Origin of the sequence: Bdellovibrio sp. HCB185ZH, assembly GCF_047302455.1 — a bacterium.
Taxonomy (GTDB): domain Bacteria; phylum Bdellovibrionota; class Bdellovibrionia; order Bdellovibrionales; family Bdellovibrionaceae; genus Bdellovibrio.
The window spans coordinates 1,055,398-1,071,549 of sequence record NZ_CP178624.1 but is presented as its reverse complement, the minus strand read 5'-3'; the positions used below and the strand labels follow the sequence as shown (position 1 = coordinate 1,071,549).

Sequence of the window (16,152 nt, the reverse complement as noted above, 5' to 3'; positions counted from 1 at the left end):
TGTTTTGGATTCAATAATTACTCAGCTTCTCTCTCGAAACGTCCTCCCAGGGCCGATAGTAAAGGCATGGGAACGCACGCACGTACTGGAAAACCATCACGACTGCGCGCACGATCAAAAACTTGGATCGTGGCGGTTTCCCTATTTCTCACGGCATGTTCGATGGATGCGGTGATCGATGAACTCAATAAGGTCTCCACAAATAGTATCACGGGTTACATCGCAAATTATTCTGCCAATTCCAGCCAGACTGCAGCGCAAACATTAACGACGTGTACAACGCCAGTCGTGAATCTTTATAAATTGGATGCCAACGGGGAGAGAATCAAACCCGCTGCGGCTTCTACCGGTGTGGATGAATCCGGTGCTTATACAATTAATTTACAAAATGCGGGCTTTGAAACCGAGGCGCTAAAATCCAATCCCATGCTTATCGAAGTGAATGGATGTGCCGCAGGAGTTTTCTTTAGACCGATTACGGGTTATTCCGAGCAAAATGTTAACATGTCATCGTCACTCTTGGGCTTTATGGTCAACACAGATTATAAAGCGAAGCTTTCTGCCGCTCTTCAGGATAATGGCGCTGACTTACAATCATTGATGTTGATCCTGGGTTCGCCAGATACAATGCAAAAATCTTATGACATTTTGGTTGCGAACACTGAGGCCACAGATAAGTTCACGCAGATATTCGGCGTGGGACCTGAAGCCTTACTCGATGCATCTCCGGAAGTTCTTTACGTGAATGTTCCCTCTTTAGCGCAAGAGCGCGTCTCTTATCAACTCGAAGCTGACTCCTCGCATTGGTCACCATCCTATGCGACGATTTATGAATGGAAAAGAAATGCAACACTTCTTGGGGCAGGAAAATCTTTGTCCTTTGCTCCAGGCGGTAACTCCCAGGGTAGCCATACTCTCACACTTTTAGTGGGACAAAATGATGGCTCTGGACATGTGAACACGGCAAAACCTAATAAAGTCTTTACAGTTCCTGTTGAGATCACAAACAACGTTCCTCCACAGCCTCCGAATTTCACCGTCACATCTCCATCGATTGCTGGCGGTCAGCCCGTGAATACCCGCAATCTGGTGATTGGTATTCAAACGGGTGCTGGGCTTGCGAACTGTGATACTTTTAGTTCGTTGTTGATGACTGAAAGTTCTGCGATGCCAAGCGAATCGACGAACTTTCCAATTGTGTGTACTCAAAACGGCACACAAAGTTTGAACGTCACTTTGTCGGCAGGTGAAGGAGCAAAAACACTTTATCTTTGGGCGAAGGATGCCTCGGGGCTGATCTCTTCGGTTCCAACAACTCTTGCGGGAGTTCTTGATACCCAGGCACCCACGGTGTCGATCTCTACTCAGCCTTTGGCACAAAGTAAATCCAGCTCTCAAGTTTTTGCATTCACCGGAAATGATGGCAGCGGTACGATCGATCGCTTTGAGTGCAAACTTGATGCAGCGGCCTGGACTTCCTGTTCAAGCCCTTTATCCCTTGCAGGTTTAACCGAAGGAGATCACACCTTTAATGTGAGAGCCGTGGATACCGCGGGGAATATCTCCGTGCCGGACTCTAAAACATGGCATATCGATTTAACGGCGCCGACTTTGACGTTAGCGGGTCCTCCAACTATCACAAACTCTCTTTCATCCGTTTTCACTCTGACTGGCGTTGACACAGGTGGCTCCGGTATGGGCGGCTATCAGTGCAGTCTTGATTCTGGTGCCTATGCAAGTTGTACCGCGATTACCAACTATGTCCTCGCAGCGGGGAGCCATACTTTTAAAGCGCGGGCCTATGACGTTGCAGGAAATGTTTCAAATATTCTCACTCACTCGTGGACTATTGATACGACGGCGCCGACGGTGACCATCACTTCGAAGCCTTCGGCCATGACGAACGCCACAACTGCGGTCTTTGGTTTTGTGGGTACGGATTCGGGCGGTGGCAGCATCTCAGGTTACGAATGTGAGCTTGATGGCGCGGGCTTTGCTGCTTGTACTACAGGTAAATCTTATTCTGCACTGGCAGACGGAAGTCACACGTTTAAAGTTCGCGCCACAGACACGGCGGGAAACATGAGTGCGGTAACAACTTATACCTGGGTCATTAACACGGTGGCGCCGATGGCCTCTATTACTTCGTCGCCAGACAGTATTACGAATCAAACTTCAGCGACCTTTGCATTCTTTGCGACACCGCCTTCGGGTGGTTCCATCGCGAGTTATCAATGTAAACTGGATGGCGGAGCCTTTGCTGCATGCACATCACCGCATACCTATAACGGTTTGGTACAAGGAACTCATACATTCACGGTTCACTCTGTGGATAATCTGGGAAATGACAGTGATGATACCTCCTATACGTGGGTTATCGATACAACGAATCCGACGTTAACGATCACGGATCAACCGGCTGTCAGTACGAACTCTGCGACGGCGCAATTTAAATTCACAGGAGCAGACACAGGTGGCGGAGCTATTGAAAAGTATTACTGTGATCTTGATGGTGGTGGCTTTGCTGAATGCGCGAGTCCTAAGAATTTGACAGCATTGGCTGAAGGTTCGCATACTTTCCAAGTGAAAGTCATGGATACGGCGGGCAATACATCTGCGGTAGCAAGTTATACGTGGTCCGTGGATTTAACTGCGCCAACCTTGACGCTCTTGACTAAACCAAACAGTTTAACGAATCAAACCACGGCAGCCTTTACTTTCAGTGGTGCTGATGCGGGAACGATCGCCGGCTATGAGTGTAAAATCGATGGCGGGGCAGCAAGCTCTTGTGTGTCGGGTGTTTCTTATTCATCATTGACAGCTGGAGCGCACAGTTTTGAAGTGGCTGCCATCGATGATGCCGGAAACTATTCATCTTCCATTTCTTATTCATGGACCATTGACTTAACTCCACCGAGCGTGACGATCACTGCGAAACCAGCTGCGAATTCGAATTCGTCAACAGCGACATTCAGCTTCACTGGTATGGATACCGGTGGTGGTGCGGTAGCGGGCTTTAAATGTAAACTGGATGGCGGAGCTTATTCGACTTGTATGTCGGGGGGATCTTATAATTCCCTTTCCGAGGGTAGCCACACGGTTTCTATTTATGCGTCGGATACAGCAGGTAACGATAGCACGCCAATTTCCTACACCTTTGTTGTTGATACCGTCGTTCCGACATTGACGATTACAACACCTGCAAGCGATGGCTATGTAATTCCAGTCGGAAGTATTTCTTCTGTGAATTTCAGCGGTGCTTGTTCTGAAGAAGGCGTTTCGGTCTCTTTAACAGGAGTGAGCGTGGTTCCAGCCCTATGTTCTGGTGGCGCTTATTCGATTACCGCCAACATGACCTCGCTGCCAGATGGTACTTACACGGTTTCGGCTGTGCAAGTGGATGCTGCCGGTAATAGTGGCGCCTCTGCAAATCGTACAGTTATCAAAGATGCAACAGCTCCCACAATCACAGTCACAACTCCGAGTGTGGTTAAGGGCGGCGGTGTGATCTCTGCAACCTGGACTAACACAGAAGCGAATGTTGCGACGGGCTCTTCATTTACGGTTGAGCTTTATGACGGTACCACTTGGACAAGTGTAGGAACTAAAACTGCGACGGCCGGAGCAAACAGCTCGGTGAGCTATTCGCTCACGGGTATTGTGGCACCTGTGGTAAATACCGGTGTGGCGAAAATCCGTGTGTCATTAACAGATGCGGCGGGGAATTCTAAAACTTCCACTTCGAATTCTTTCGCTATCGATAGCAGTGCACCTACACTTTCAAGCTTCACAGTGAATGGCGGAGCAGCCTCAACAAGTAACAACAACGTTCTGATTGGTTTTAACGGAACTGATAGCTACAGCAATATTTCAAAAATCTGTATGCAGACCGTGGCGACAGCACCGACAGCCTCTAGCAGCTGCTGGATTGCTGTCAACTCATACGGTCTAACGGCCGCCAAAAATCTGGTGACGTCTTCGATCTACTATAATGTGGGCTTGGTTTCGGGAACCTTCAATATACATATCTGGTTAATGGATGCTGTCGGAAATATGTCTACGAATTCGGCGACTGTGGGCGTGGATAAGGGCACGGTGGTATATAACTCACCAAATCCTCCGAATATCAGTAAGATTCAATTAACCTCGACCGACACACCTAATTCACCTCCGGCAGGCTCTGACTTGGTGGTAAATTCGGGACAGGCAATCTATCTGAAATGGAACATCACGAGCACGACCGGGCTTGCGGCAAGTCCGATTAAAGTGACCTATACAACCGATGACGCCACGGAGGGGGGAGTACTTTCCTCTGGCTTAGCGAATGCTGGGAATGGTGGTTGTACGGTGACTGCGGGTTACACTGGTTGTGCGGTGTTCACGGCTCCTGTGGGCACGTATTTCCGTTTGAAATTGCAAGCAATGGATTCTCAAGGGTTCTTTACGACGATCGCAAGTAATCCATTGAACTCGGGCAAAATTAACTTCTTGGCAGGTAATACTGACTTGGGGCTAAACTCCAGCGCAAAATCCGCAATCATCAAGCCAACGGGTGTCTATTCTTTGGCGGTGCTTGATGATGGTAAGATCTTTGTCATCGATACTCGTGGGCTTGCGTGGGTAAATCCAACGACGGGTGTGTATGAAATCTTAGCGACGACAGCTGCTTCATCATCCGGTGACGGTGGAGCGTTGACCAGCGCGAAGTTCAGATCTCTGAATGGTATTTGGGTCGACAATAATAATGACGTCCTGGTCGCAGACAATAACTATATTAGAAAAATTAACACCAAAGTAAGTCCGATGACGATCTCCCGCTTTATCGGTGGCGGAACGGACACAAGTTCTTATGTGGCTTTGGCGACAAACTATAAAGCTTCCGTGATGAGACATCTGACTGTCGCATCCAACGGGGATATCTATTTCACCGGCGAAAACGGCTTGAAAGTGCGCAAATACACGGCGGCCACAGGTGCGATCAGCTTGATTACGCTGTCCGGTACCGGTAACAGCAGTTCTTCTACACAGAACAATGCGCTTTGTACTTTCAGCAATTATTTCGTGTCTTTTGATTCTTCTGGCGTCGCTGAACGAATGGGTTGGTCGATGGCGTCGGGAAGTTCTTCGTCGTCTTGTCCATTGGGTTCAACGTCAGAGACACGGGCCTATGCGCAAGTGGATCCAACGACGGGTGTATCACAGTTGCCGGCTCCGTCTCGTGTTGCCACGCCAGCCGGTTATCGCGAATATGTCGACTTCTATAATGATAAGAGCGGTAATTTATATACTGGATACTCTAGTTCAACCAATGCACAGGGTATCTTCAAGTTTGAACCGGTTTCAATGACATGGACTCGAATCTATGGAAGTTCTAATTTCGGAACGTGCGCTGATGGCACGGCCCACGAGAATTGCGGTATCGTAGCGTTGTCTATTGCTTTTAACAGCCAGGGACAACTTTTCTATATCGATGGAAAATCCAACGCTGTTCGTACGATTGACTATGAAGGCAAAGTCAGAACTCTCGCCGGAGACCGCTTGGGATCTGATGACGGCAAAAATGCTTTAGTCAGCCGCTTCGCAAATCTGACGGATGTGAAGGGTTGGACGTTGTCTGGTACGAACTATATCACGATGTATGACTTTGATGACGTTCGTATCCGTGAGTTCGTTCCGGGTGGATCGTTAACGACGATTGCGGGGCTTCAGTACTCTAAAACACCAACCAACGGATCCGTGGCAGCAACAAGCTCGTTAACGAACGTGTATGATGCCGCTCCGACGCGATTTGTGTTGGGCACGAATGGCGATATTTATATGCCTAGAACTGCCGCGACGATCTCCAAGATTTCACGCTCCTCAGGTAATTGGGAAGATATCAACACAAATGGTGTCTATGGACCGGGACCTGTGGCATTGACCGGAAGTAAACTTCTGGTATCAACGTTCTCTTATAACGGAACTTTGAACGCCCTTGTGGATTCGCGCTTAAGCATCGTGGATACGGTTGCTAAAACCATTGGTCGCGCTGCCTATGATGGTGGCTCATCGATTGGAGATACGATTTGTGCGGATGGTTCTTTGGTGAAGGGTGGCTGTGCCGTGACGGGCCTCGCAAAAGATAATGGATATCAGGGAGCTTTTGATGTGGCGACGAACAGCTGGGTCGTGGCTGATACTAATGGCTATCGTATCGCAAGCTTTGCTTTAGACGCATCAGGGAATATGAGTACGCTATTTACAGCTCCTCGTGCGTTCTCTAAATTTGCGATCAATCGCACTTCGAATTTATCTGTGAACCATGTTTATATTTGTTCGAGCGGTTCGCTGTATAAATACGACCTCAATAACAGTGGTGCGGAGACGTTGCTGGCATTGCCAAATTCGACCTTTACTTGTGATGGTCCTATCAATTACGACAGCAATCGTAATAGCTTGCTCTTTGTCTATAAGCAAAATGGCCTTCAGGGTGTGGCTGAAGTCGTAAACCCATAGGCCACTTTTCTGTCGCGTAATATTCTCGACTGATTCAATACTTTTCATAAGATCCCTTGGGCGTAGACTAAAGCTGCATCCATGTAAGGAGGTCTTATGAATACTCAAGCTCAAAGGGACACCTTAGCTGTCGGAAAAAAACTGGTCGAATTCTGTAAGAGCAATAAAGTAGTTGATGCCATCAATGAACTGTACGGCAAAGACATCGAAAGCCGGGAAGCTTTTGAAACACCCGATATGCCTGCAGAATCGCGGGGCATAGAAAATGCGCTCAAAAAAAATAAACAGTGGGAAGAAACGATGGAGGTTCATTCCTCACAAATTGACGGTCCCTATCCTTTAGGCGATCGCTTCGCAGTCCATTTTAAATACGATGCCACAGATAAAAGAACTCAGAAAAAATGGGCCATGGAAGAAGTCGGTGTTTACACAGTGAAAGACGGAAAAATCGTGAAAGAGGAATTTTTCTATACAATGTAAGCAGCTATTTTAAAAAAAATCCCAAGCCAGAATATGCTTGGGATTTTTCATTTTTTTTGGTTCACGGATTTAGTGGTGATCAAGTCCACCGAGCTGAGTGGGAGTGTGGGCCTCTTCGCGAACAGTGCAATTAGAATAGAACAAGCATATGAAGAGATAGATTGCAGATAGAGTTAGAAAACCTTTTACTCGGATTTTAGCCATTCCATAATCTCCCATGCGGCCAGTTCTTTTATTATTCTCGTCTTTTTTGCTTCATTTAACGATAGCTAAAGATGCAAAACTGCTCCGTATTCTCAGATTGAAACGTACAAGTGTAAAATGCGATTTGCTTTCGAATTCAGTTTCCGCAATTTCGCGTAGATAGAAAATACTTTCGTGTCACAAAATTTTAGCAACGACGAATCGTCATGAGAATGCTTAGTGACATATTCCAGAAGAAGGTCCAGGGAATTTTAATGAAAATGCCGAAGAATTTTACAGGCTTTTTATAAGAATGGCTGTGGGAGCTGAATTGCGGTCGGATATTGAGTGTGACGAAATAAAAAATGCCGAGTGCAGAGACTCGGCTTTCTTAATTTATGCTAACGAGAAGACCTAGCGACAAAGCATTTTGGAAACGGTGTTCGCATACTCATATCCAGAGTCATTTTCATCGTACTCTAGAGTCGAGTTGGCTTTACCTAAATCACCCAAAGAAAGCTTCGCCCATTTTTCACCACGTGAACCCAGGGAGCCTGTGATTGTTCTGTCACCAGAGTTTTCTCCCAAGTTGTAGGATCCCACATCTGCCGTCCACACATCAGTGTAGTCTTCAGAGTTTTTGGCTTTGGTTTTCTCGGTTTTGTAATCGAAAGAAACACCATTGTTCAAAGAAACTTGGACGCTCACTTTGCTTCCGTTTTTATCAATACCTGTGCAAGAGATCGTTCTTGCCTGAGAAGTTGCTGCCGTCAGAAGAGTTGCTGCAACTAAAAGAGATTTCAATTTCATGGACACCTCAAAGAGTAAGTTCGAAAAAGATGGGTCGTTATACTTCGTCTGAAAAAAAAGTGGGGGACGAATTGTGCCAAATGAAAAACTGGTAGGGCTGTCACAAAAATTGACACCATCGGGAGGTGATCCCTAAGGCCCAATTGGCCCTATTTCTAGAAACGGGTATTTTGGATCAGATCAAGACTCGACACTCACATCAGTAGTAAATAGCGTCTTGTTAAAGCACAATTGTTAATAGGGGATTCTCAAACTATGAAAGCAATCTGGAAAAAACGCCAACGTATAATGTCGTATACGGCGCTTCTTGCGCTGATGCTCCTTTTCCAGAACTGCTCAAGCACCGGATTTGAAACACCGGCTAGCACCACCGGCAGCCAATCAGCACCGGGGGCTACTCCCAGCCCTTCACCCTCTGTGAGCCCTTCTCCGACAGCGAGTCCTTCTCCGACAGTAAGTCCTTCTCCGACAGTAAGTCCTACAGCGTCGCCCACAGCGAGCCCGACGGTAACGCCGTCGCCAACAACAACGCCGCTGCCAACGGCGGATGTGACTTTTACGATTGATGTGAATTTAAACCGTCACGCGATCTCTCCCTATATTTATGGTTCAAATTATGAAACCAGCTTGTTCAACAATATTGGCTCTTTCCGGATGGGTGGGAATCGTTGGACGACGTATAATTGGGAAAATAATGCGACCAATGGAGGAACGGATTATAACAACTCCAGCGGAAATCGCGTTTGTGAGTTGGTGAACTGCGGTAATAACAGTGAAGTTCCTGGCGAGGCGGTGCGCTTGGGGGTTCTCCTGGCCTATAAATATGGAGCGGCTCCGGTCGTGACGATTCCGATTGTGGACTATGTGGCTGCCGATAAAAATGGAACTATCACGACGCCAGCTTCTGACACGAATACACGTTTCAGAAAAAACCTGGATCGTAAGCCATCGTCGGTGGCCACACCAGTTGCCAGTCTGAGTGATAACTATGTCTATCAAGATGAAGCTGTTACGTATTTCCAGAATACTTTTAAAAACGAACTCGCGGCCGGGAAGAAAATCCACTACATGCTGGATAATGAACCGGCCATTTGGAAGACAACTCATCCCTTGATTCATCCGCAAAAAACTTCCTATGCCGAGATGAAAGAAAAGACTATCCGCTTTGCGAGCATGATTAAGGAAAAGGCACCGAACTCGATGGTATTCGGTCCGGTGGCTTACGGTTTTAATGAAATGATGAGCTTGCAAGATGCTGACGATCGCAGCAATGGTGAATACATGTCCTGGTATTTGCAACAGTTGGCGGCGGCAGAAAAAACCTATGGCAAACGCCTGGTTGATGTTTTGGATATGCACTGGGGTTCTGAAGCACGTGGTGACGGGTACCGTGTTCTTGATGAGACGGCTCCTCAAACTGCAAATGTCATTGCCGCTCGCCTGCAGGCTCCGCGTTCTTTGTGGGATCCCAACTACAAAGAGACTTCCTGGATCGTGGATGATTATTTGAAAGCACCACTGAAGTGGATTCCGCGCTTAAAAGAGCGTATTGCCACTTACTATCCAGGTACGAAAATTTCCTTCTCGGAATATAATCATGGCGGTGGCGGTATTATTTCAGGTGGTATCGCCGAAGCCGATGTACTGGGAATATTTGGTCGTGAAGATGTGTATCTTGCAACTCACTGGGACCGGGAAGATTCGCCTTACATTTATGGGGCAATGAGATTGTTTGTGAATTATGACGGGGCGGGGGCCCGCGTGGGAGATATCTCAGTTAAAGCCGTTTCCACGAGCGATGATAAAACATCAGTCTATGCAATGCAGTCATCTACTGACAGTAAGAAACTTTATATTGTTGCGATCAATAAAACGTCTGCGGCCTTAAGCACGAATATCAGTATTGCGAACGCCGGTTCTTTTACTAAATATTCGCGCTATATGGTCTATGACGGTGTCTCCACTCCCAAGAGCATGGGAGAGACGGCGATCAGCGGCAGCGCCTTTAATTATTCGATGCCGGCGATGAGCGTGACGACGATGGTTCTGACGGCGCCGTAAAAACCGGTTTATCCGACATACCCAAACGCCCGACAAATGGCAGTTTTAATGCCGGTCGGGCAAAGTCGATCCCAAAATTCATTCCCAAAAGATTGATTTCAATTCCCTCAGCCAATCCAACGGAAGCTCCCAGCATTCCAAATAAAGAAAGTTGCACGCCGGTGCCTGATTCGGTGATGCCCATAGGCTGAGCGCGACCAATCCAATCTTTACCAATCGCATGCGGAGGCAAGTCCGTGTAAATGCCCGGGGTATTTCTCATCACATAAGACACAAAGGTGTTGCTGTTGGGGCCAGGATATACGCGGTAAGAATCCGGATAAGGATAACTTTCCACGGCTTTCAATATGTTCGGAATCATTTCTTCTGCAGCTTCGCCTCGCACATCTAAATGCAAAGTGGGTTCATTACCAAACCATCTTTCATCGGGCTGACGATGAGTCAAGCGAACCACCGGCCATCCACGGTTGGCATAATAACCAATCACTTCATAGATGCTCCACTGACTTGCATCTTTTTCTTTATAAGCGATCCAGGAATGGACAGCGAGATTGCCTTTCCAACCATAAGTGCGTGCGGAATAAATCTGCACGACGGCGCGGGATTCTTGTTGTGGAGTGGGAGCAATTCCCATGGAACTGCGATCCGCCGTGCGCCAGTCATTTGCAGCAGCGAGAAAAGATTTAAAAAATAGAACACTCATGAGTATCAGCGATTTCTTTTTCATGCTGATCAGAATAACTGATAACTCTTAAAAGCAACAGCCATGGGGCGCAATAAGACAGACCAAAGTAGGCAGCGAAACCCGCGCCCACCTTGTGAAATAAAGGGATACTATAGTTTTCCTACTATTCCGGGCGTGGAGTTTTCTGCATATTGCAACCACCGACCAGTTGATCGTTCCAAACCCCTTCGTACTGGTAAACAGTATCCGACATGCCATCGCTGCCTTTTTTATTTAATTGAATGCGCAGTTTCGCCTCTCCGTTGATGGATTTGGCTGTCAGGAAATTTCCTACTTTGGTGTGAGTCGAAGGCCACGTCACCAATTCTTCCATAGGACGAGTCAGAGCGAGTTCATGCATCTCAGTGTCGTAAGTGACCTGTTGAAAAGGCTCCGTAAAGTTACACCAGTAAGTGGTGGCAAAAGCTGTTGGCGCAAAGAGGATGGTCACGAATCCGGCTAGGACATGCTTCATAGGGTCTCCTTTTGTATTTGTTGTAGGAGGAGATTAGGGGAAGGGGCTTGTTTGGTGTACTAACAACTCCGTAATCCGCCTTTTAAGTGCTGAGAATCATGGGGACTAGGGGGAGTTTTAAGGGGTGGCAATAATGGGTGCCTAATTTGTCGTTTGTTTTGGAAAGGATTTCCCGGTTTACAGGGGGGTAAAGAGGTCAGCTCCAATTTACAGGGACCAGACCCCTCGGCACAGAAAATGGATAGTGGTCTCTATCAACCTTAATAAGGAACCATTTATGTCTAAACGTTATACAAAAATCTTTGCAGCTTCTGTTTTGATGATGATTATGGGTCTTTCCAGCGCACATGCAGGCATGGAAAAAGACAATGCGATCGACGCTCAATCGGATGTTGAAAGCGCGTTTGCAAATCTTGATGAAGCTCAAGGTGGCTTCGATGAATCCGTTTCTGAGCTTGGCACTGCGAAAGCTGATTTCGCGGATCGCACACGTGAACATAAAGACACAACTCAACGCACTCGCCGCGAAATCAAACGCCTGCAAGTGGAAGCAGATCGTAATTCCAAGCAGACAACTCGTTTGATTGGTGAAACCATCTCTTTGCGCAAACAAATTGAAAAAATGGATTCTCAAGAAAACGAGGCTCGCAATAAGTTGGCACGTATCAATGAGAAGTTGAATAAATCCAAAGCAGACCGTGAGCAAGCTCAGGACAGAAAAATGCAGATGACGGCTCAGATCAATGCCACTCGTAACGAAACAGCTCGTACCAATGCAGCTTTGAAAACAGAACAAGCTAAATTGGCTCGCGCTAAAAATGAAGAGCGTCAGTCAGCTGCGATGCTTAAGAAAACAGATGCTGATTTCTTGAAAGCACGTGCAGCTTATGAGCGCGAATCTAAAAAGCTTGAGCAACAGACGATGGCGGCTTTGTCAAACGCTGACAAGCACAACAGAAAAGCTCAGCAAAACATCGAGAAAAGAAAACAGCTTCAAGATAAACTGAACCAAAAACGTCAAAAATTGAGTGAAGCAAAGCAAAAGCAAAAACAAGCGTTGGCTCGTTTAAGCACACTGAACTAAAAGCAGTGCGACTCAAAAAAAAGGGACCTCTCAGGTCCCTTTTTTTATTCATAATGGCGGTATTTTTTGCGGAACTCCGATTCTATTTTTTGATAAGTTCCGTTAGCCAGAATTGTTTGCATTCCCTTTTCAAAGATGGCTGCGTATTTTGCACCATCTTTGTGTTTTTTCGAAAAGTTCACATAGAGGTTATCTCGCGAAACCCGTCCCAGGGCTTTTACTTTTTGTCTAAGCTCGGGATTCTTTTCCAGGATCGACTCACCAGTTAACCCCCACAAGACCGCATATTGAATGCGACCAGCTGCTACTTTTTGCAGCTGGGATTTTTCATTCGGCCCGTTTTCCGTTTTGATGCTTTTGTTGGCAATAAATTCTGACGGGTAGGTGTAGCCGATAGTGGTGCCCACAACTTTCCCCTGAAGATCCGAAAGTTTTAAGCCCGCTTTTTCATCCTGTCGTCCATAAATCAGCATGTCAGCCTGGAACAACGGAGTGTCGTGAAATATATAATTATCTTTGGTGTTTTGGTTGATCAAAGTGTCAAAACAACCAATCGAGTTGCCCTTGTCGACCTCCATCATACACCGAGTAAAAGGCATAGGGCGTATGATCGCCGTCACACCTTGTGACTTAAAAGCCGCACGTACGATATCGGGCGCAAGTCCCTGAACATCTTTATAATCCTGAGTGGCTGAAGAGTATGGTGCCCAGTCATCTTCGCCCACCAGTGTGATGGTTTCGGCCTGGGTTGGTCCCGAAAAAAGCAATGCAAGAAGTAATATCCAACGAGAAGAGATCATCAACCTAAGCTACCTTAAAAATGGTCCTAATTATACTAGTATTTATCCATGTCCAGTTATACGAGCCATCATCATTTTTATATCTGATGTACAAGCGATATCCTTCGTAATAAGATGCCCCCCATGGACACAGATAACTCCCAGAAACGACCGGTTTATATTCCTTATTCAGGAACTTTTCTTTTGGATATTTCTTTACTGAATAAAGGCAGTGCATTTTCTGAAGAAGAAAGAGCCAACCTCAACCTTCATGGACTTTTACCAGAACACATTGAAACCATCGAAGAGCAGGCCGGACGTGCATACAGTCAATTTTCATTAATCAAAAACAATCTGGATCGCCACGTTTTTCTCCGTCACTTGCAGGACACTAATGAAACTTTATTCTATTACCTGGTGGTTAGACATATCACCGAAATGTTACCGGTGATTTATACTCCGGTGGTGGGGGAAGCCTGCGAGCACTTTTCAGAAATCTATCGTGCCCACCGGGGCTTGTTTATTTCTTATTCACATCGCGATCGTATTGATGAAATGCTTCGTAACGTAACGAAACAAAAAGTAAAAGTCATCGTGGTGACGGATGGTGAACGAATTTTAGGTCTAGGAGATCAGGGTATCGGTGGGATGGGAATTCCCATTGGAAAGTTATCCCTGTATACGGCGTGCGGCGGAATCAGCCCTGCGTACACTTTGCCTGTGGTTTTGGATGTGGGAACGAACAATCAAACTTTGATCAACGATCCACTGTATATGGGCTGGAAGCATCCCCGCATTTCTGGAGATGAATATTATCAGTTCGTGGATGAATTCATCGAAGCCGTCAAACGTCGTTGGCCCGATGTGCTTTTGCAATTCGAAGATTTTGCGCAAAAAAATGCATCACCTCTTTTGAAACGCTATCGAGATGAGATCTGCTGTTTTAATGACGATATACAAGGTACAGCTTCGGTTGTGGTGGGAAGTTTGATTGCTGCCAGCCGCGCCGCCGGAGGCCAGCTTCGTGATCAGAAAGTGGTTTTCTTGGGAGCAGGCTCTGCGGGTTGCGGAATTGCCGAGCAAATTGTCGCGCGCATGAAACAAGAAGGGCTTTCTGAACCAGAAGCCCGCGCTCGCGTTTTCATGGTGGATCGCTATGGTCTTTTGACTGACAAGATGCCAAACCTTTTGGATTTCCAGGCGCCACTAGTGCAGTCGACAGAATCCCTTCAATCTTGGGGAGTACCGGAAGGCGAAATTTCATTATTAGAAACAGTTCGCCATGCTCAACCAACTGTGTTGATCGGGGCCTCCGCGCAGCCTGGACTATTCACTGAGGAAATCATTCGCTTGATGCACAGTCATTGTGCTCGCCCGATTGTGATGCCTTTATCAAATCCAACTTCGCGCGTGGAAGCATTGCCTGAAGATATCATTCGTTGGACTGAGGGGGCGGCACTTGTTGCAACCGGCAGTCCTTTTGCGCCCGTCGCTTTTAACGACAAGATTTATCCAATTGCTCAATGTAACAACTCTTACATCTTCCCGGGAGTGGGTTTGGGCGTGATTGCTTCATCCGCTCGTCGCGTGACAGATTCGATGATGATGGCAGCGAGTGAAGCTTTGGCGGATTGTTCGCCGATGGCTCTGTCTGGAGAGGGTGTTTTATTACCTGAACTGAAAGACATTTCTTCAGTTTCAGTCGAGATTGCGTTCCGCGTGGGTAAGGCTGCCCAGGCTGATGGCGTTGCCGTTAAAATGACGGATGACGAATTATTGGCGGCAATCCAGCATAACTTCTGGAAACCCGAATATCGCACCTACAGGCACAGAGCTGCTACTTAGGCTTCGGACTCCGAGAGCCCAGCGAGCGCAGGCTCATCGGCCACCGCTTGCTCCTTCGCGACACGCCATCCGGGCTCCGCCGTGGCCCGCCTTTGGCGGGTGCGCGCCGTCGTGGCGCCCACGGAGGTCGCTGCGGTTCAAGCAGTGCCCGCTGAGCCTGCGCTCGCTGGGCTCTCAGGTTCTCGGGTACTCGGTTAGGCTGGATTCTGTGGTAGGTTGCTTGGTAGACATGTCTAAAAAATAGTCGAAAAACTGAATTCAGAAATTCCCGACAAGAGCTAGTAAACTGAGTCGTATGATTCAGGAACTTTGGCATTCATTTCCGCGGACGTTGGTTGAAAGAATTAATTCTCTTTTGGATGAGGCGGAGCCAAGTCAGGCGAAGGCTTTTCAGCTTTATAAAAGTTGTCAGGCGGAGGGGCTGTGGGATGAATCGTTTGAAAAGTTTCAGAGAAAACTTAACGCTTTTTATGCTTTGCCAAAACACGATCGTCGTAAAAGTGCAATGGATCAGGTTTTGAATGGGCCGATGCCTACTGCGACTTTTGCGGAATTTCATCTCAACTTTCGCAATGCCTCGATTGATAATCGTTCTTTGCAGTCTTTGGCCAGTTGGACTCATCATCTTTTGCGTGTGGGTGGGAAATACACCAGCGTCGTGATTGCGGAAGATATCATTTCCAAAACTTTGAATTATATCACTCAGCCTCCGATGTTTGAAAAATCCTCGAACATTGATTTTGATGATTTCTGTGAAGCGTGGAGAAAAACTGTTTTTAAAAATTACGGAAAATCTCACGATGCTGAGATGACGCGAATCGTGGGGGAGTTGCGCTATTTAAACAGTCAGCTTCTGATTGAAGAGCAGCAACGCCGTGATCGCCCGGTGATGATTCCAACGATCTACCTGACTCAGACAGAGATCGATTGGACCATGGCGGTGATGGAAGCGGCTGAAGAAAATCTGGAAATGCCCAAGTATCCCCTTTCCAAGGGCCCGCAGAAGCCGCGGCTGATTGAGCTTTTACGTGTGGTGCAGCTTTATAAAATCGTGCAAAACACACAGCTTCCGGAGTTTGTGAAACACCGGGAAAGTATTCGTGCGACCATCCTGGATCGCTGTCAGGGCTTGCTTGCCGACAAAGCAAGCTAGACGCCCAAAGTCATGCCTATCACTCCTCTAGAACCTGTGCTCTAGTTTTGAGACCTGAATATC

At 47.1% G+C, this 16,152-nt stretch carries 10 protein-coding genes; 6 read left to right on the top strand and 4 right to left on the bottom strand.

The annotated features are described in order from the left end of the window. The first annotated feature begins 66 nt into the window (after positions 1 to 66). Both ACLSU7_RS05155 and ACLSU7_RS05150 read left to right on the top strand, forming a co-directional pair. Positions 67 to 6,495, top strand: coding sequence for an Ig-like domain-containing protein (locus ACLSU7_RS05155; RefSeq protein ID WP_413294490.1), 6,429 nt, complete (start codon positions 67 to 69; stop codon positions 6,493 to 6,495). Positions 6,496 to 6,591: 96 nt separating this feature from the next. Continuing rightward, complete coding sequence (locus ACLSU7_RS05150; protein WP_413294489.1) at positions 6,592 to 6,975, top strand: SnoaL-like domain-containing protein; 384 nt, start codon at positions 6,592 to 6,594, stop codon at positions 6,973 to 6,975. A 597-nt stretch (positions 6,976 to 7,572) separates the two neighbouring features. Here the strand turns inward: ACLSU7_RS05150 and ACLSU7_RS05145 are convergent. Then, positions 7,573 to 7,968, bottom strand: a complete 396-nt coding sequence (locus tag ACLSU7_RS05145; protein WP_413294488.1) for a hypothetical protein — start codon at positions 7,966 to 7,968, stop codon at positions 7,573 to 7,575. A 255-nt stretch (positions 7,969 to 8,223) separates the two neighbouring features. Here ACLSU7_RS05145 and ACLSU7_RS05140 point away from each other — a divergent pair, with 255 nt between their 5' ends. Beyond that, on the top strand, positions 8,224 to 10,029 hold the full coding sequence (locus ACLSU7_RS05140; RefSeq protein ID WP_413294487.1) for a glycoside hydrolase family 44 protein: 1,806 nt from the start codon (positions 8,224 to 8,226) through the stop codon (positions 10,027 to 10,029). Here the strand turns inward: ACLSU7_RS05140 and ACLSU7_RS05135 are convergent. Next, positions 9,974 to 10,756, bottom strand: a complete 783-nt coding sequence (locus ACLSU7_RS05135; RefSeq protein WP_413294486.1) for a DUF3750 domain-containing protein — start codon at positions 10,754 to 10,756, stop codon at positions 9,974 to 9,976. The two genes, ACLSU7_RS05140 and ACLSU7_RS05135, sit on opposite strands and share 56 nt — an antisense overlap. 121 nt (positions 10,757 to 10,877) lie before the next feature. Then, positions 10,878 to 11,228, bottom strand: coding sequence for a hypothetical protein (locus tag ACLSU7_RS05130; protein ID WP_413294485.1), 351 nt, complete (start codon positions 11,226 to 11,228; stop codon positions 10,878 to 10,880). Positions 11,229 to 11,505: 277 nt separating this feature from the next. On the opposite strand from ACLSU7_RS05130, the gene ACLSU7_RS05125 reads away from it, so the two are divergent. After that, positions 11,506 to 12,312: a hypothetical protein gene (locus ACLSU7_RS05125; RefSeq protein WP_413294484.1), complete on the top strand. Its 807-nt coding sequence runs from the start codon at positions 11,506 to 11,508 to the stop codon at positions 12,310 to 12,312. A gap of 44 nt (positions 12,313 to 12,356) precedes the next feature. Here the strand turns inward: ACLSU7_RS05125 and ACLSU7_RS05120 are convergent, their stop codons facing one another. Beyond that, a complete protein-coding gene (locus tag ACLSU7_RS05120; RefSeq protein WP_413294483.1) occupies positions 12,357 to 13,112 on the bottom strand; it encodes a substrate-binding periplasmic protein in 756 nt (251 codons plus the stop codon). Positions 13,113 to 13,235: 123 nt separating this feature from the next. On the opposite strand from ACLSU7_RS05120, the gene ACLSU7_RS05115 reads away from it, so the two are divergent. Further along, positions 13,236 to 14,936: an NAD-dependent malic enzyme gene (locus tag ACLSU7_RS05115; RefSeq protein WP_413294482.1), complete on the top strand. Its 1,701-nt coding sequence runs from the start codon at positions 13,236 to 13,238 to the stop codon at positions 14,934 to 14,936. A gap of 295 nt (positions 14,937 to 15,231) precedes the next feature. After that, the gene (locus tag ACLSU7_RS05110; protein WP_413294481.1) at positions 15,232 to 16,089 is read left to right on the top strand and encodes a hypothetical protein; all 858 of its coding nucleotides are present in this window, start codon (positions 15,232 to 15,234) and stop codon (positions 16,087 to 16,089) included. Positions 16,090 to 16,152: the final 63 nt, after the last annotated feature.